The sequence below is a fragment of the Streptomyces sp. NBC_00252 genome, from assembly GCF_036187565.1.
In the GTDB taxonomy this organism is placed as follows: Bacteria; Actinomycetota; Actinomycetes; order Streptomycetales; family Streptomycetaceae; genus Streptomyces.
In genome coordinates, this window is the sequence record NZ_CP108087.1 from 2,188,802 (window position 1) to 2,204,206 (window position 15,405).

Consider the following 15,405-nt stretch of genomic DNA (forward strand, 5'->3'; position numbering starts at 1 on the left):
CGGCTTCCGGGGTTTCTACGGCTTCTGGGGTTTCTACGGGGCTACGGCTGACGCGACTTGCCCGGCGTGTCGGGGCTTCCGCCCTCCCATGGCGGCTTCAACTGCCTTAGCTGCTACGGCTGACAGGGCTCCGGCGTAGTCACGGCCACCGGCACCACCTCGTGCCACCGCAGCGCCACCGTGTCGCCGTTCTACCAGCGCACCGGCAGGCTCCGCATCCCGCGCATCAGCATCCCCGGGAGCCAGTCCCCGGGCGGCCCGTCCAGGGCGAGACCCGGCGCGCGGGCCAGCAGGGTGCCTATCGCCGTGCGGGCTTCGAGGCGGGCGAGCGGGGCGCCGAGGCAGTAGTGGATGCCGTGGCCGAAGGCGAGGTGGCCGCGGGCGTCGCGGCGGATGTCGAAGCGGTCCGGGGCGGGATAGCGCTCCCCGTCGCGGTCGGCGGCGGTGAGGCCGACCATGACCGGATCGCCCCGCTCGATCGGGGTACCGGCGATCTCCAGGGGCTCGGCGGCGAAGCGGAACGTGCCGTTCTCCACTGGGCCCTCGTAGCGCAGCATCTCCTCGATCGCGCCGTCCAGGAGGCTCATGTCGGCGCGCAGGGCGGCGAGTTGGTCCGGGTGGCTGAGCAGGGCGTGGATGCCGCTGGTGAGGAGGTTGACGGTGGTCTCGTGGCCGGCGATGAGCAGGACGAAGGCCATGCCCCGCAGTTCCTGCGGGGAGAGCCGGTCGCCGTCCTCGGCGGTGGTGCGGATCAGGTCGCTGAGCAGGTCGTCGCCGGGGCCCGCGCGGCGCTTGTCCTCGATCAGGTCGCCGAGGTATTCGGCGAGCCGCACGAACGCGTCGTACTCCGTGCCCGAACTGGTGGGCGCCACCGCCTCCGTGGACAGTTTGCGGAACTCCGCGCGGTCCAGCTCGGGCACGCCCAGGAGTTCGCAGATGACGGTGATCGGCAGCGGGTAGGAGAGCGCCTCGACGAGGTCGGCGCGGCCGGAGGGCAGCATGGCGTCGAGGAGTTCGTCGGTGATCTGCTGGACGCGCGGGCGGAGTTCCTCGACCCGGCGCATCGTGAACGAGCGGGTGATCAGCCCGCGCAGGCGGGTGTGGTCGGGCGGGTCGGTGGTCAGCAGGTATCTGCCGATCAGCTCCTCGTCGAGGAACGTCATCCCGATCTTGCCGCCGTCCTTGGCGAGTCGGGGGTCGGCCAGCGCGGCGCGTGCCTCTTCGTACCCCACGATCAGCCAGGTCACGTGGTGCACGTCCGGCACCGGAAGCTGCACTCGGTGGACCGGGCCCGACTTCCGCAGCATCGCGTACACCCGGTGCGGGTCCCGTCGGAACTCGTCGCCGAACTCCCCCAGATCGATCACTTCGGTCACGCCTGTCCCCTCCCGGACGACTCCCCGAGGTCTTCCAGTGCAGTGGGAACGGACGGCGGCGGCGACTAGTGCCCGCTCTCCCCGTCCTCTTCGATCAGGCCCGCGTCGTAGGCCAACAGGGCGATCTGCACCCGGTTGTTGAGGTCGAGCTTGGCCAGGATGCGGGAGACATGGGTCTTCACGGTGGCGACGCTCATGAAGAGGCCGGTGGCGATCTCGGCGTTGGCGAGGCCCTGACCGACGGCGACGGCGACCTCGCGTTCGCGCTCCCCCAGGGCGGCGATGCGCTCACGCGCGCGTGCCCGGCGGGTGTCGGTGGTGGTGCCGGCCGCGTGTTCCATCAGCTGGCGGGTGACCGCGGGCGACAGCACGGGATCGCCGGCCGCGACCCGGCGTACCGCGTCGAGGATCTCGGCGGGCGGGGTGTCCTTGAGGACGAAGCCGGCGGCGCCCGCGCGGAGGGCCCGCAGCACCTGTTCGTCGGCGTGGAAGGTGGTGAGGACGACGATCTGGGGCGCGTCACCGCGGGCGCGGAGCCGTTCCGTGGCGGTCAGTCCGTCCATGGAGGGCATGCGGATGTCCATCAGGACGACGTCCGGGTGGACGCGGTCGACGAGCTCCTCGACCTCGCTGCCGTCGGCGGCCTCGCCGACGATCTCGATGTCGGCGGCGCCGCCCAGCATGAAGGACAGCCCGGCCCGCACCAGCGGGTCGTCGTCGACGAGGAGCAGTCTGATCGCAGTCATGGGGCTACGTAACCACGCGCGCGTGGCGGGCGGTTACCGGGCTGGGCGGGGACACCCCGAGGGGCGGCGCGGGAGGCGGCTCAAGGTCGGCCCAGGGAGAGGTGACGCTCCCGGGGGCTCCATCACCCTTGCGCGGCACCGGAGTTGCCGCTGAGGTGCCCTGGGGACTCACCCCCAGGGCAGCCAAGCCCTTACCCGGAATCCGCCGCCCGTCTGCGGGCCGTGCTCCAGTCGTCCCCCCGTCAGCGTCGCGCGTTCGGTGAGGCCGATCAGGCCCTGGCCGGAGCCGGGGACGTGCGGGACCTCGCCCTCCGGGGGCGGGTTGTGGACGGTGACCGTCAGGCCGTCGCCGGGGGTGCCGGTGAGGGTGACCGTGACCTCCGCGCCGGGGGCGTGTTTGCGGGCGTTGGTGAGGGCTTCCTGGGCGATGCGGTAGGCGGTGCGGCCGATCGAGGCGGGGACGGCGGCGGGGTCGGTGACCCGGTTGGCGAGGGTGACCTTCATGCCGGCCTCGCGGGACTCGGTGACCAGCGCGTCCAGGGCGCCGAGCGTGGGCTGCGGGCGGCCGGTGTCGTCGGGTTCGCCCGCGCGCAGGACGCCGATGATCTCCCGCAGGTCCTGGAGTGCCTCGTGGGCGCTCTCCCGGATGACACCGGCGGCCCGCGCGACCTCCTCGTGGGGCGCGTCCGGGCGGAACTCCAGCGCGCCCGCGTGCACGCTGAGCAGGGTCAGCCGGTGGGCGAGCACGTCGTGCATCTCGCGGGCGATGGCCTCGCGGGCCAGCCGCTGGGCCTGTTCCGCGCGGAGCTCCGCCTCCGTCTCGGCGCGCCGGGCGCGGTCGCGCAGGCTCAGCATGAGCTGCCGCTTGGAGCGGACGAACATGCCCCAGCCGATGACGGTGAGCGTGAGCAGTTCGGTGAACGCGACCGCTCCGGCGTACGGCAGGTCGGGGTCCGGGCGCATCCAGAAGTAGAGCGGGGTCAGGGCGAGCTGGATGCCGCCGATCCAGGCGACGTAGCGGAAGGGCCGGTGCACGGCGAGGGTGAAGAGGATGACCATCGCGGCGCCGCCCGCGGTGTTCGAGACGAGGCTGACGGGGATCATCGCGACGGCGAGCCCGATGGGCCAGCGGCGGCGCAGCCACACCGTGCCGCAGGCGAGCACCCCGAACAGCTGGTCGACGACGGCCAGGGGATGCGGGGTCGAGGAATCGTCCCTGAGGGTCTTCGCGGCGGCCAGGCCGATGAGCACGGCCAGCAGGAAGCAGACGGTGTCGACGACCCAGTCGCGGGCGGTGCGGCGGGGCCGTCCGCGCCGTTCGACGTCGGGATCGAGTTCGTCGGCCACGGCGGACGGCAGCAGCCAGCGGCGCCCCGCGAACGCCGTCGGTACCTGTGCTGTCCTGTTTCCCGTCACGGTCGACAAATCTATGCGGGTCCGGCCCTGTCACCCACCCCGCGCGGCGGAACGACGACCAAAGTCGCGAGGTCGCAGACTTTCGGCGGACACGCCTCGCCCCGCGACCCGGGAACGCGGGGCGAAGGACGGCGCGAGGTTAACTTCCCGAAAACTCATCGGACTTGACGGGAAAATCTCTGCGGTTGTCATTGACATGCCACTATCTACGCGCGTCATCATGAAGCCATGAGATTCCCCCCACGGATCACCGGTATCGGCGCGGCAGCCGCCGTCCTGTCCACTCTCCTCGTCGGCGGCACCGTCGCCACCGCGACCCCGGCGGCCGCCGCGGTCGGCAGCATCTGTTACGGCGCCCTGCCTTCCCAGGCGTACGACACGCTCGGCCTGATCGCGACGAACGGGCCCTTCCCGTACTCGCAGGACGGCGTCGTCTTCCGCAACCAGGAAGGTGTCCTCCCCAGCCAGGCGTCCGGCTACTACCACGAGTACACGGTCAAGACTCCCGGCTCGTCCACGCGCGGAGCACGTCGGATCGTCACCGGGAAGAAGACCAAGGAGGACTACTACACCTCGGACCACTACGTCACGTTCAACCTGATCAACTTCGGCTGCTGAGCCGGTCGTTCAGGTCCGTTCCGTAGTCACCCGGGAGTCCGGCTCCCCCGGCTGCACCATCGCTCACCCTTCGCCCCGCGGCTCCCCCCACGTTCATGGGCCGCGGGGCGAGGCACGTCCCGCGCCCGGCCGGAGCCGGGCCACGTCCGGCGGACGGGGGCGCTCAGGTCTCCCGCTGCGGTGCGTACGTCTCCGCGTCCAGGCCGAAGGTCCAGGCGACCCCCGCTCTGGCCGTCCGCGTCGACGGAGGCACCCGGAGCCAGTACGTGCGGTGGGTGCCGTCGGGTTCCGGTGTGGAGTTGAGGACCTCCACCATGACCACGGGCTCGTCGTCGGCCAGGTCTATCCGCCACAGCGTGCCCGTCTCGTCCCGGTGCAGTGGACGGGCGCCGGAATCGGTGAGGTACCGGTCGTAGCCGTAGTACTCGAGCATGACGCGGCGCAGCTCGGCGTTCTCCTCGGCCCTGATGCGGTCCGGGGTCAGCGTGGGCAGTTCGGCCAGGAAGGCGGCCGGGACCGGCATGCCGCGCCAGGCGTGCAGCGCGAAGCCGTCCGGGTAGGCGAGCGCCGGGCCGTCCCCGTGGTCGAGGCGTCCCGCCTCGTCGCGGTGGAGGGCCGAGGGGCGCTCCGACAGCACCGCGACCCGCGCGAACGGCCACCACCAGCCGGCGCTGCGGCACACCGCGGCCAGCGCGTCGAGCGGGCCGTCGTCGGCGGGGAACGCGGCGAGCCACGGCGCGTCGTGCTGCCCGAGCACGGCGTCCAGGAGGATCAGCCGGATCTCCGCGGCCTCCTTGCCGGTGTCGCGACCGGCCAGGTCCTCGATCACGCCCGTACGGATCCGGTCCACCAGAGCCTGCGTCGACGGCCACAGCCGTCCGCCGGTCGCCGCCCAGTGCGCCGACCAGCCCGCGGGCCCCAACTCGGCGTGCAGCAGCCGCCTCGCGGCCGCCCAGGGCGCGCTGCGCACCGCGTCCCGGACGCTCGGGCCACGGTCCGTCAGCTCCCGGACGAGCGTGACCGCCGCGCGCGGTGAACCCGCCCAGACCACGCGCTCCGGTTCCGCGAGTCCCGCCAGCCGGTAGGCCCGCCGGACGCCCTCCTCGGCGCGCTCCCGGTCCGCGGCGCCGGTCGCCGAGGACCACGTCCGCCACTGCGCGAGGTCGGCGGAAGGCGCGAACGGCGTTCCCCCGTCGTCGAGTTGGGCCTCTTCCATGCCTGGCTCGACGATCACCGTCGCACTCCCCGCTCCCCCGTCCGACTTCCGGTCCATCGCCCCGTCCACTCCCACGTCCGTCCCGCCCACGTGCCCCTCCTCCACTCCGTGCCCGGCGCGCGCGTGCCGCCGGTGCGTCCCGGTTCCTCAGTCGGCCACGATCCGTACGGAACCGGGCACGTACTCCCGCTGTCTGACGACCCGGAACCACCCCTTGGGCAGCGCGATGGCCGCGTGCTCCTCGTGCACCACCCGTCCGCCCTGGGGCAGATGGAGCAGCAACGGACCGTGGGGTCCCGGCTCGCGCACCAACTCCCCCGGTCCGACGACCGCGTGGGCGTGGCCCGTCACCTCGCCCAGCGCCAGCACGAGCCGTCCGCGTCCGTCCCGCCGCTCGCGCGGGGCGTGTGCCGCGTGGGCGGGCACCGCGTCCTGCGCGACCGGCACGATCAGCACGTCTCCCTGTCGGTACATGGCTGTCCCCTCACCGCCGGGTGCTCCGCGCACCGGCCTCATGACCAAGACGTTAGGCGCCGCCACTGACAACGCCCCCTGGCCCGCCCCGCCCGACGGCACTGTCAGTGCCGGTTGGTAGAAAGGCGCATCACAGACCACGCACACTTCTTCTCAGGAGCGGCCGCATGACCATCGGTGAGCACCTCGACGCGCTGTACCGGCTGCCGTCGTTCACCTTTCCCGGGCCGGACGCCCCGGCCGACCGCCTGCCCGAGCCGGAGTCGGTGGCCTGGCGCATCGGCGCCAACGTGTACGACACCGACGAGGCGTGGACCGACACGTTCGCCCGCTTCCGCGCCGACGTCGACACGGCCCGGGTCCGGGCCCTGATCATCGGCGGCTGGGAGGAGGCCTACGACACCGCGCCCACGCCGATCGTCGAGGCGCTCGTGGAGGCCCGGGACGCCTTCCCCGCACTGCGCGCGATCTTCCTGGGCGACCTGGTGATGGAGGAGTGCGAGATCTCCTGGATCCACCAGTCCGACGTCACCCCGCTGCTCAACGCCTACCCGTCGCTGGAGGAGTTCGGCGTGCGCGGCGGCACCGGCCTCGAGTTCACCGCGCTGCGGCACGGCTCGCTGCGCCGGCTGGTGGCGGAGACGGGCGGGCTGCCCGTCGAGGTGGTGCGCGGCATCGGCGCCAGTGACCTGCCCGCCCTGGAGCACCTGGACCTGTGGCTGGGCACGCCGGACTACGGCGGCGACAGCGAGGCCGCCGACCTGGAGCCGATCCTGTCCGGTGCCCGGCTGCCGAGCCTGCGTCATCTGGCGCTGCGCAACAGCGAGATGCAGGACGCGGTGGCCGCCGCGGTCGCCGCCGCCCCGGTGGTGGAGCGGCTGGAGGTGCTGGACCTGTCGATGGGCGTGCTGACCGACGAGGGCGCGGTCGCGCTGCTGAGCGGGCAGCCGCTGACGCATCTCAAGAAGCTGGACCTGCACCACAACTACCTCAGTGAGGCCGTCGCGGAGCGGGTGCGGCAGACGCTGGTGCCGGCGGGGGTGGACGTCGACCTGGACCGTGACGACGCCGACGAGGACACGGAGGACGACGGCACGGTCTGGCGTTACGTCGCCGTCGGGGAGTGACCGCGTCCACCGCGGCCGGGCCGGTCGCCGTCACGCCGTCGGCCCGCGCCGGCCTCCGGTTCGCGGTGGTCGGCAATCCCGAGAACCGCAGGGTGTCCCTTTTCGCGGACGCCGTGCGGGCGGCCGGGCTGCCCGCACCCCGTGTCGTCGCCTGGGCTGACGTCCTGCGCGCGCGGGGCGCGGACTTCGCCGCCGACGAGTTCGTCCGGGTCGAGTCCCCCGGTGAGAATCCCGAGGTCGACCGGCTGCTGCGGGGTGCCACGGAGCCGACCCGGGTGGAGGGCTCGGCCCGCTGGTACACGGGGTTCACCGCCGCGCTGCGCACGCTGCGCGGCGGTGTCCCCCTCGCTGACCCGGACGACCTGGCGGTGCTGTTCGACAAGCGGGCGTGTCACGCCGTGCTGGACGCGGCCGGTGTGCCCGTCCCGGGGTCCCCGACGTCGGGTCCGCTCGGCGCGCGCGTGCGGGGCTGGGACGACGTAAGGGAGTTGATGCGCGAGCACCGGATGCCCCGGCTGTTCGTCAAGCCCGCGCACGGTTCGTCGGCGTCGGGTGTCCTCGCGGTGGAGACGGCGGGCGGCGGCCGGATCAGGGCGACCACGTCCGTCGAGACCGGTCCGGACGGCGCGCTCCACAACTCCCTCCGGGTGCGGCGGTATCACGACGAGCGGGACGTCGCGCGCATCGTGGACGCGCTGGCGCCGGACGGGCTGCATCTCGAGCGCTGGGTGCCGAAGGCGTCCCAGGCGGGCCGGGCGGCGGATCTCCGGGTGGTCGTCGTGGCCGGCCGGGCCACGCACGCGGTGGTGCGCACCAGTCGCGGGCCGCTGACCAATCTGCATCTGGGCGGCAGTCGCGGGGATCTCGACGGCGTCCGGCGGTCCTTCACCGCCGCGGGCGCCCGGTGGGCCGATGTCCTGGACGTGTGCGAGCGCGCCGCGTCCTGCTTCCCGCGCACGCTGTGCGTGGGGGTCGACCTGCTCCCGGCCGTGGACTGGCGGCGCGCCTTCGTCGGCGAGGTCAACGCCTTCGGCGACCTGCTACCCCGGCTCACCGGACTGCCCGGCAGCGGCGCGGAGGGTCTGGACACCTACGGCGCGCAGGTGGCGGCCGTCCTGCGCGCACCGGCCACGAGCGGTCCGCGTCATCCGTACAGAACAGGAACTGCCCATGCCTGAGCCCGACATGAACGCGGTCGTCGGCGACCACGACATCCTGCTGGTCACCCTCGACACGCTGCGGCACGACGTGGCCGCCGAGTTGGCGGCCGAGGGGCGCATCCCGCACCTGGCCCGCCATCTGCCCGGCGGACGCTGGGAGGAGAGGCACGCCCCGGGCAGTTTCACCTACGCCTCGCACCAGGCGATCTTCGCCGGGTTCCTGCCCACTCCGGCCCAACCCGGCCCGCATCCGCGGCTGTTCGCGGCGAGCTTCGCCGGCAGCGAGACCACCGCCGAGGGCACCTTCGTCTACGACACCCCCGACCTGGTGTCCGGACTGGCGGCGGCCGGCTACCGCACGGTCTGTGTCGGGGGCGTGGGTTTCTTCAACCGGCGCGGTCCGCTGGGCTCCGTCCTGCCCGGCCTGTTCCAAGAGGCGCACTGGGAGGAGGAGTTCGGCGTCACCTCGCCGCACTCCTTCGAGAACCAGGTCGACCGCGTGGAAGAGGTGGTGGGCCAACTCCCCGCCGAGCAGCGCCTGTTCCTCTTCGTGAACGTGTCGGCGCTGCACCAGCCCAACTGGTTCCATCTGCCGGGCGCGACCCGCGAGGCGGGTGACACCCGGGAGACGCACGCCGCCGCGCTGGAGTACGTCGACCGGCACATCGGGCGGCTGTTCGCCGCCGCGAGCTCCCGGCGCCCGTGCTTCGTGATCGTGTGCTCCGACCACGGCACCGCCTACGGCGACGACGGCTACACCGGCCACCGCCTGGGCCACGAGTCCGTGTGGACCGTGCCGTACGCCCACTTCTTCCTCGACCCCGCCGAGGCCGTCCGATGACCACCGCGCAGCAGACCAGCCCCTACCAGCACTACGTGTACGCCTATCCGCACAAGACGGCGTACCGCCGCCTGCCCGACCGCCCCGCGCTGCGGGAGTTGTGGGCTGCGGAGGACCGCGCCGCGCTCTCGCTGTATGTGCACATACCGTTCTGCGAGGTCCGCTGCGGGTTCTGCAACCTCTTCACCCGCATCGGCGCCCCGGACGGCCTGACCGGCGCCTATCTGGACGCCCTGCAGCGGCAGGCGGACGCCGTCCGGGCGGCGCTCGGTGACGCGGAGCCGGTGCGGTTCGCGACCGCGGCGTTCGGCGGCGGCACCCCGACCTTCCTCACCGCGTCCGAGCTCGAGCGCCTGTGCGACATCGCGGAGCGGCGCATGGGCGCCGACCTGCGCGCGGTCCCGCTCTCCGTGGAGGCCTCGCCCGCCACGGCCACCGCGGACCGCCTCGCCGTCCTCGCGGACCGGGGCGCGACCCGCCTCAGCCTGGGCGTCCAGAGCTTCGTCGACTCCGAGGCCAGGGCCGCCGTACGCCCGCAGCGCCGCGCCGACGTGGAGGCGGCGCTCGGCCGGATCCGGGACGCCGGCATCCCGGTGCTCAACATCGACCTGATCTACGGCATCGACGGCCAGACCGAGCGGACCTGGCGCGACTCCCTGGACGCGGCCCTGGCCTGGCACCCCGAGGAGCTGTACCTGTACCCGCTCTACGTCCGCCCGCTGACCGGTCTCGGCCGGCATCAGGGGGACGCCGGGGCCGACCCGGCGTGGGACGAGCAGCGGCTGCGGCTGTACCGGGCGGGCCGCGACCACCTCTTGGCGCGGGGCTATGTCCAGCAGTCGATGCGGATGTTCCGCCGGGCCGACGCCCCGCCGCAGGGCGCCGACGACTACGCCTGCCAGACGGACGGCATGATCGGGCTCGGCTGCGGGGCCCGTTCGTACACGTCGGCGCTGCACTACTCCTTCGACTACGCGGTCGGCATGCACGAGATCCGCGGCATCATCGACGACTACGTCTCGACGGCCGACTTCACACGCGCGGAGGTCGGCTACCGCGTGGACGGACACGAGGCGCGGCGCCGTCATCTCCTCCAGTCCCTGCTCCAGGCCGAGGGGCTGTCCGTCGCCGACTACCGCGCCCGCTTCGGGAGTTCACCCGACGAGGACTTCGGGACGGAGCTCGACCGGCTGGCCGGGCGCGGCTGGCTGACCGGCACGGCGGGCGAACGGCTGGTGCTGACCCCGGAGGGCCTGGCGCACTCCGACGCCGTGGGTCCTGAGCTGTTCTCCCCCGAGGTGCGGTCCGCCATGGCCGCCTACGAACGGAAATGACGGACCGTCATGGATCTCACCGTCCTCTACCGGGGCCCGCTCGCGTCCTGCGACTACGACTGCCCCTACTGCCCGTTCGCCAAGCGGCGCGACTCGACCGCCCAACTCCGCACGGACCGTGAGGCGTTGGACCGCTTCGCGCGCTGGGCGGCGGACAGCGGGGACGAGTTGTCGCTGCTGTTCACGCCGTGGGGCGAGGGCCTGGTCCGCTCCTGGTACCGGCGCACCCTCACCGAGCTGTCCCGGCTCCCGCACGTGCGCCGGGTCGCGATCCAGACCAACCTGAGCTGCCGGACGGGCTGGCTCGCCGAGGCCGACCTCGACACGCTCGCCCTGTGGTGCACGTACCACCCGGGCCAGACCCCGTACGACCGCTTCCTCGGCAAGTGCCGCGACCTGGCCGACCGCGGGGTGCGCTTCAGCGTCGGCGTGGTGGGCCTGCCCGGCCATCTGGCGGCGGCCCGCCGGCTCCGCGACGACCTGCCCCCGCACGTGTACCTCTGGATCAACGCGGCCGAGGGGCACACCTACGAGGACGCGGAGGCCGACGACTGGACCGCACTCGACCCGCTCTTCCCGTACAGCCGCCACCCGCACCGCAGCGCCGGACTTCCGTGCCGCACCGGCGAGTCCGTGATCTCGGTGGACGGCACCGGCACGGTCCGCCGGTGCCACTTCGTCCGCGAGGAACTGGGCAACCTGTACGACGGCTCCTACCGGGCGGCGCTGCGCCCGCGCGCGTGTCCGCTGGCCGTCTGCGACTGCCACATCGGCTATGTCCACCTGGAGACCCTGCCCCTGTACGACGTCTTCGCGGGCGGCGTCCTGGAGCGGGTGCCGTCCGCCTTCCCCGGGCAGGGCACCCCGCGCCTCCTGACGCTCACGGCGCGCCCGGAACAGGTCCCCATGTCCAGGTCGTGTCCTCAGTGATCCCGTCCCTTCTCAGGCGTGTCTCAGGACTGTCATCGGCTGAGGGATCGCCCCAGGGGCCCCGTGATGGAGGGAGAACGACCGCGGGACAGCCGCGGATCGGCCATCACGGGGAGAACGAGACACATGATGTTCAAGCGATTCGGGACCATCGCCGCGACCGCGATCACCGGCACCCTGCTCCTGACCGCCTGCAACGGCGTGGACGGAGCGGCCGACGCCACCGTCTCGCATCCGGCGGCCGGGGCGACGGCGGCGGCAGGCTCCATCGGCCGCTACGCCGAGAACGCGCCGGGCGCGCGGTACTTCACCACGATCCTCACCGGTGACAACGAGGTGCCCGTCAAGGGCAAGCCGGCGGTGGGCGACAAGGACGGCAGCGCGGTGGCCCTCATGCGCATCCAGGGCGACGAGGTGTCCTTCGCGTTCGCGTGGACGGGGATCGGCACCCCGACCATGGCTCATCTCCACCAGGGTGCGCGGGGCACCAACGGTGACGTGAAGATCCCGTTCTTCATGGAGAAGCTCAAGGGCGGCACGCCGTTCGTGTTCGGCACCGTGCGGGTCAAGGACGCCGGTCTGCTGCGGAACATCGAGGCGCATCCCGACCGGTTCTACTTCAACCTGCACACCGCCGAGTTCCCGGGCGGCGCGGTCCGCGGACAGGCCGTCGCACTGCCGGGCGCCGTCTCGCTGCCCGACGCCATCCGGCACTCGTCGCTGGCCGGCGTCGTCAAGGGCGCCCAGATCTACGCCTGCACCCAGCAGGACGACGGTTCCTACGCGTTCACCCAGGACAACGTCGACGCCACCCTCCAGGGCGGCATCCAGCACAGCTTCGCGCAGCACGGCCCGGCCGGCCCGCCGCAGTGGATCGCTCCCGACGGCTCCTCGGTGACCGGCACCGTCCTCAACAAGTTCGACAACGGCAAGGGCAACATCCCCCAACTCCTGCTCCGCGCCCAGCAGACCGGCAAGAGCGAGGGACTCCTGTCGAAGACCACCTCGGTCCTGCGGCTCGACACGGTCGGCGGCGTCGCCCCGGCCGGCACCTGCAACCCGGCCACGCGGCCCACCGCCCGCGTCCCCTACACGGCCGACTACCTGTTCCTCGCCACGAAGTAGCAGCGCCGAGCGGCACCGACGGAACCGTCACACCGGTTCCGTCGGTGCCGCTCACCGCTCGTCGTCCCCGGCCCCGGGCTCGTCCCCCTCCTCGGAACTCACCAGCGAGGCGATCGCCGCGAAGAAGGCGGCGATGCCCGGCAGGTTGGCTCCCTTGGCCCGTGAGGCCGCGAAGTCCTCCGAGCTCCGCCAGGTCACGATGTCCAGCCACTCGTCGTCCGGGAGGCGGACCAGGCGGGCACCGAGGAATCCGGCGCGATCGGCCCGGAAGTCGGCGAGCATCGCGGACCTGCTCTCCAGCAGCTCGCTGACGCGCTCGGGTGCGACACGGAAGCGGGTGAGTTCGACGGTCGGCATGAAACCTCCTACGTGATCCGACCTCACCGTAGGACATCGCCGCCACCGAGTCCTCCGGGAGTCACCGTGCGGCCCCGCGCCCCCACGCGGTCCCCAGCAGGACGAGGACGCCGCCGACCAGTCCGAGCGCGCCGAGCCGTTCGCCGCCCAGGGCGATACCGGCCGCGGCGGCCCACAGGGGTTCGGTGCCGAGCAGCAGGCTGACGCGGGAGGGCGAGGTCCGGCGGACGGCCCACATCTGCACGAAGAAGGCGAACAGGGTGCAGAACACGGACAGGAACAGCAGCCCGGCCCACTCACGGACCCCGAAGTCGGCGGCCGTCTCCCACGGGGTGGTGTCGGCGCCGGTCGACAGCAGCGCGAACACCGCGACGGCGGTGCCGAGTTGGACGGTGGTCAGGGGCAGCGCGTCGGCGCCGCGCACGGCCTTGGTCCGGGACATGGCGAGGACGTGCAGGGTGCGGGCGAGGGCCGCGAGCAGCATGAGGAGGTCACCGAGGGAGGGACGGGAGAAACCGGCGCCCTGGGTCAGCAGCAGCACGCCGAGCACGGAGAGGGCCGCCGCGCCGAGGAAGCCCCGCGAGGGCCTGGTGCGGGTCACCGCGGCCTCGGCGAGCGGGGTGAAGATCATGGTGAGGCTGATGATCAGGCCCGCGTTGGTCGCCGAGGTGTGCACGACGCCGTAGGTCTCGAGGAGGAAGATCCCGGCGAGGATCAGCCCGAGGAGGGCCGCACCGCGCCACTGGGCGGCCGTCAGGGCGCGCAGCGAGCGGTGGCCGACGACCGCGAGGACGGGCAGGACGAGGGCGAAGCGCAGCACCAGGACGGCGAGGACCGTGCGGGCCGTGGTGATGTCCTTGGCGGCCAGGTAACTGGCGCCCCAGACCACCGCGACCAGCAGGACGGGCAGGTCGGTCGACCAGGCTCGGCGGGGGGCGACGGCGCGCGGTACGGCGATCGAGGACATGGGGGCGGCTCTCCCGGTCTCCGGCGGTGGGGTGGAGACATCGGTGGCTGCCACACGGAACGATCACGGTACCGGCGCGGGCCGTCGCTGACTAGGCGTGGTTCGAGGCGTCGTCCGCGTACGACCCGTAGGTCGGGCGGCCCGCCAGGTCGTACGACTGGATGGAGACGCCGGTGCTGGTGACGCGTCCGCCGGTGTGCCGGAAGGCCATGGGCTCGGTGCCCTCGGGGAACAGGCGCAGACCGCTGCCGAGCACCACCGGGAAGGTCACCAGGTGGAGCGTGTCGACGAGGCCGAGCGCGAGCAGGGACCTCACGAGCGCGCCGCTGCCGTGCATCTGCAGTTCGCCCTCGGTGCGCTCCTTGAGGTCGGTGACCTCCTTGGCGAGATCGCCGCCGAGGACGGTCGTGCCGGCCCAGGAGGGGTCGGTGAGGGTCGACGAGGCGACGTACTTCGGCAGCGCGTTCAGCTTCGCGGCGATCGGGTCGCCGGGGTCGGTCATGTTCGGCCAGTACCCGGCGAAGATGTCGTACGTGCGGCGGCCGAGCAGATAGGCGCCGGAGCGGTCGAAGACCTCGACGACGAAGCGGCCGAAGTCGTCGTCGCCGTAGACGAAGCTCCAGCCGCCGTGCGCGAAGCCGCCGCGGGTGTCCTCCTCGGGGCCGCCGGGGGCCTGGTAGACGCCGTCGAGGGTGACGAAGAGCGTGGAGACGAGCTTGCCCATGTCGGGTGCCTGCTTCCTGGTGCGAGGGCCGATGGTGTCATCAGCTCAGACCCCGCGGGCCCCCGCAACTCATCGGTCTCCGCTGCGGCGGCTCATCCCGCGTGGGTCGAGAACATGCCGCCGGTCGGGCCCTGCTTGTCGCCGCCCTGGGCCTTCTTCAGGGCGTTGGCGAGGCTCTCGATGGTGAGGGACTGCAGGATGACCCTGCCGTTGCCCTCCAGGGTGGCCAGGGAGAGGCCCTCGCCGCCGAACACGGCGTTCATCAGGCCCTGGCGGTTGAGGCCGCCGATGCGCTGGACGCCGTACTGGATGCCCTCCTCGAAGGCGACGAGGCAGCCGGTGTCGACCTCGATGCGGCCGCCGAAGTCGGCCGGGTTCAGGTCGATGAAGTTGCCGGCGCCCGCGATGATCACCGTGCCGTGGCCGGTGAACTTCTCCAGGACGAAGCCCTCGCCGCCGCTCATGCCGGTGCGGCCGCCCTGGAAGGCGATGCCGAACTGGACGGTGGACTCGGCCGCGACGAAGGCGTCCTTCTCCGCGAACCACGCGCGCGTGCCGTCCAGTTCGAGCGCGCGCATCTCGCCGGGGAGCACGCCCGCGAAGCCGACGGTGCCCTCGCCGCCCTGGGAGGTGAAGTACTGGAACGCCAGCGACTCACCGGCGAGTGCGCGCTGGCCGACCTGCATGGCCGTGCCCATGGCCTGCCGGAGCATGCCGCCCATGCCGCCACCGCCCGAGCCACCGCCGCCCTGCTGCTGGCCGCCGCCCGGCGATCCGCCGAGACGGGTCTCCATGGTCACGTTCGTCGTCTTGAACAGGAACTTTCCGGCCTCGCAGTACACGGTCTGGCCGGGGCTCAGGTTGACGACCGCCATCTGCATGGCGTTGCCGACGATTTCTTGCTGAAGGGTCACGAGAGGAGAACGTAGCGGGTGGCCGTCCCGGTTCCGGGTGCGGGTGGGGTGTGGCGGCCCGCGTCGCGGAGGCGCCGGAC

At 72.6% G+C, this 15,405-nt stretch carries 16 protein-coding genes; 7 read left to right on the top strand and 9 right to left on the bottom strand.

The window, feature by feature from the left end:
* Positions 1 to 191: 191 nt before the first annotated feature.
* From OHT77_RS09475 to OHT77_RS09485, 3 genes are all read right to left on the bottom strand, one after another.
* Positions 192 to 1,376 (bottom strand): cytochrome P450 family protein, encoded by a 1,185-nt coding sequence (locus OHT77_RS09475; protein ID WP_328827691.1) that lies wholly within the window; start codon positions 1,374 to 1,376, stop codon positions 192 to 194.
* A 65-nt stretch (positions 1,377 to 1,441) separates the two neighbouring features.
* The gene (locus tag OHT77_RS09480; RefSeq protein ID WP_328827693.1) at positions 1,442 to 2,122 is read right to left on the bottom strand and encodes a response regulator transcription factor; all 681 of its coding nucleotides are present in this window, start codon (positions 2,120 to 2,122) and stop codon (positions 1,442 to 1,444) included.
* Positions 2,123 to 2,290: 168 nt separating this feature from the next.
* A complete protein-coding gene (locus tag OHT77_RS09485; protein ID WP_328827695.1) occupies positions 2,291 to 3,538 on the bottom strand; it encodes a sensor histidine kinase in 1,248 nt (415 codons plus the stop codon).
* A gap of 228 nt (positions 3,539 to 3,766) precedes the next feature.
* Between OHT77_RS09485 and OHT77_RS09490 the strand changes: the two genes are divergently transcribed.
* A complete protein-coding gene (locus OHT77_RS09490; RefSeq protein ID WP_328827697.1) occupies positions 3,767 to 4,156 on the top strand; it encodes a ribonuclease domain-containing protein in 390 nt (129 codons plus the stop codon).
* Between the two features lie 163 nt (positions 4,157 to 4,319).
* Here OHT77_RS09490 and OHT77_RS09495 read toward each other — a convergent pair whose 3' ends face one another.
* Together OHT77_RS09495 and OHT77_RS09500 are read right to left on the bottom strand one after the other, a co-directional pair.
* On the bottom strand, positions 4,320 to 5,372 hold the full coding sequence (locus tag OHT77_RS09495; protein ID WP_328834196.1) for a DUF6745 domain-containing protein: 1,053 nt from the start codon (positions 5,370 to 5,372) through the stop codon (positions 4,320 to 4,322).
* A gap of 147 nt (positions 5,373 to 5,519) precedes the next feature.
* Positions 5,520 to 5,846 carry a hypothetical protein gene (locus OHT77_RS09500; RefSeq protein WP_266773996.1) on the bottom strand — a complete coding sequence of 109 codons (327 nt, stop codon included), beginning with the start codon at positions 5,844 to 5,846 and terminating at the stop codon, positions 5,520 to 5,522.
* A gap of 167 nt (positions 5,847 to 6,013) precedes the next feature.
* On the opposite strand from OHT77_RS09500, the gene OHT77_RS09505 reads away from it, so the two are divergent.
* The 6 genes from OHT77_RS09505 (at position 6,014) to OHT77_RS09530 (ending at position 12,363) form a co-directional block, all read left to right on the top strand.
* Positions 6,014 to 6,973 (top strand): STM4015 family protein, encoded by a 960-nt coding sequence (locus OHT77_RS09505; protein WP_328827698.1) that lies wholly within the window; start codon positions 6,014 to 6,016, stop codon positions 6,971 to 6,973.
* On the top strand, positions 6,970 to 8,151 hold the full coding sequence (locus tag OHT77_RS09510; RefSeq protein ID WP_328827699.1) for an STM4014 family protein: 1,182 nt from the start codon (positions 6,970 to 6,972) through the stop codon (positions 8,149 to 8,151). The genes OHT77_RS09505 and OHT77_RS09510 overlap by 4 nt, the downstream gene beginning before the upstream one ends.
* Before the next feature lie 7 nt (positions 8,152 to 8,158).
* On the top strand, positions 8,159 to 8,974 hold the full coding sequence (locus tag OHT77_RS09515) for an STM4013/SEN3800 family hydrolase (RefSeq protein ID WP_328834197.1): 816 nt from the start codon (positions 8,159 to 8,161) through the stop codon (positions 8,972 to 8,974).
* Positions 8,971 to 10,308: an STM4012 family radical SAM protein gene (locus OHT77_RS09520; RefSeq protein WP_328827700.1), complete on the top strand. Its 1,338-nt coding sequence runs from the start codon at positions 8,971 to 8,973 to the stop codon at positions 10,306 to 10,308. The genes OHT77_RS09515 and OHT77_RS09520 overlap by 4 nt, the downstream gene beginning before the upstream one ends.
* 9 nt (positions 10,309 to 10,317) lie before the next feature.
* Entirely contained in the window at positions 10,318 to 11,238 is a 921-nt protein-coding gene (locus tag OHT77_RS09525) for an STM4011 family radical SAM protein (RefSeq protein WP_328827702.1), read from the top strand.
* Between the two features lie 126 nt (positions 11,239 to 11,364).
* Entirely contained in the window at positions 11,365 to 12,363 is a 999-nt protein-coding gene (locus OHT77_RS09530) for a CHRD domain-containing protein (protein WP_328827703.1), read from the top strand.
* A 51-nt stretch (positions 12,364 to 12,414) separates the two neighbouring features.
* Here OHT77_RS09530 and OHT77_RS09535 read toward each other — a convergent pair whose 3' ends face one another.
* The 4 genes from OHT77_RS09535 to OHT77_RS09550 form a co-directional block, all read right to left on the bottom strand.
* Positions 12,415 to 12,720, bottom strand: a complete 306-nt coding sequence (locus OHT77_RS09535; protein WP_328827705.1) for an antibiotic biosynthesis monooxygenase family protein — start codon at positions 12,718 to 12,720, stop codon at positions 12,415 to 12,417.
* A 61-nt stretch (positions 12,721 to 12,781) separates the two neighbouring features.
* Positions 12,782 to 13,687: a DMT family transporter gene (locus OHT77_RS09540; RefSeq protein ID WP_328827706.1), complete on the bottom strand. Its 906-nt coding sequence runs from the start codon at positions 13,685 to 13,687 to the stop codon at positions 12,782 to 12,784.
* Positions 13,688 to 13,778: 91 nt separating this feature from the next.
* Positions 13,779 to 14,411, bottom strand: a complete 633-nt coding sequence (locus OHT77_RS09545; RefSeq protein ID WP_328827707.1) for a dihydrofolate reductase family protein — start codon at positions 14,409 to 14,411, stop codon at positions 13,779 to 13,781.
* A gap of 92 nt (positions 14,412 to 14,503) precedes the next feature.
* On the bottom strand, positions 14,504 to 15,325 hold the full coding sequence (locus tag OHT77_RS09550; RefSeq protein WP_328827708.1) for an AIM24 family protein: 822 nt from the start codon (positions 15,323 to 15,325) through the stop codon (positions 14,504 to 14,506).
* Between the last annotated feature and the right edge of the window lie 80 nt (positions 15,326 to 15,405).

Bases quoted from the DNA above. Each gene is read 5' to 3' on its own strand.
- OHT77_RS09480 (WP_328827693.1), bottom strand. From the start codon at position 2,122: ATGACTGCGATCAGACTGCTCCTCGTCGACGACGACCCGCTGGTGCGG.
- OHT77_RS09490 (WP_328827697.1), top strand. From the start codon at position 3,767: ATGAGATTCCCCCCACGGATCACCGGTATCGGCGCGGCAGCCGCCGTC.
- OHT77_RS09495 (WP_328834196.1), bottom strand. From the start codon at position 5,372: ATGGAAGAGGCCCAACTCGACGACGGGGGAACGCCGTTCGCGCCTTCC.
- OHT77_RS09500 (WP_266773996.1), bottom strand. From the start codon at position 5,846: ATGTACCGACAGGGAGACGTGCTGATCGTGCCGGTCGCGCAGGACGCG.
- OHT77_RS09505 (WP_328827698.1), top strand. From the start codon at position 6,014: ATGACCATCGGTGAGCACCTCGACGCGCTGTACCGGCTGCCGTCGTTC.
- OHT77_RS09515 (WP_328834197.1), top strand. From the start codon at position 8,159: ATGAACGCGGTCGTCGGCGACCACGACATCCTGCTGGTCACCCTCGAC.
- OHT77_RS09520 (WP_328827700.1), top strand. From the start codon at position 8,971: ATGACCACCGCGCAGCAGACCAGCCCCTACCAGCACTACGTGTACGCC.
- OHT77_RS09525 (WP_328827702.1), top strand. From the start codon at position 10,318: ATGGATCTCACCGTCCTCTACCGGGGCCCGCTCGCGTCCTGCGACTAC.
- OHT77_RS09530 (WP_328827703.1), top strand. From the start codon at position 11,365: ATGATGTTCAAGCGATTCGGGACCATCGCCGCGACCGCGATCACCGGC.
- OHT77_RS09535 (WP_328827705.1), bottom strand. From the start codon at position 12,720: ATGCCGACCGTCGAACTCACCCGCTTCCGTGTCGCACCCGAGCGCGTC.
- OHT77_RS09540 (WP_328827706.1), bottom strand. From the start codon at position 13,687: ATGTCCTCGATCGCCGTACCGCGCGCCGTCGCCCCCCGCCGAGCCTGG.
- OHT77_RS09545 (WP_328827707.1), bottom strand. From the start codon at position 14,411: ATGGGCAAGCTCGTCTCCACGCTCTTCGTCACCCTCGACGGCGTCTAC.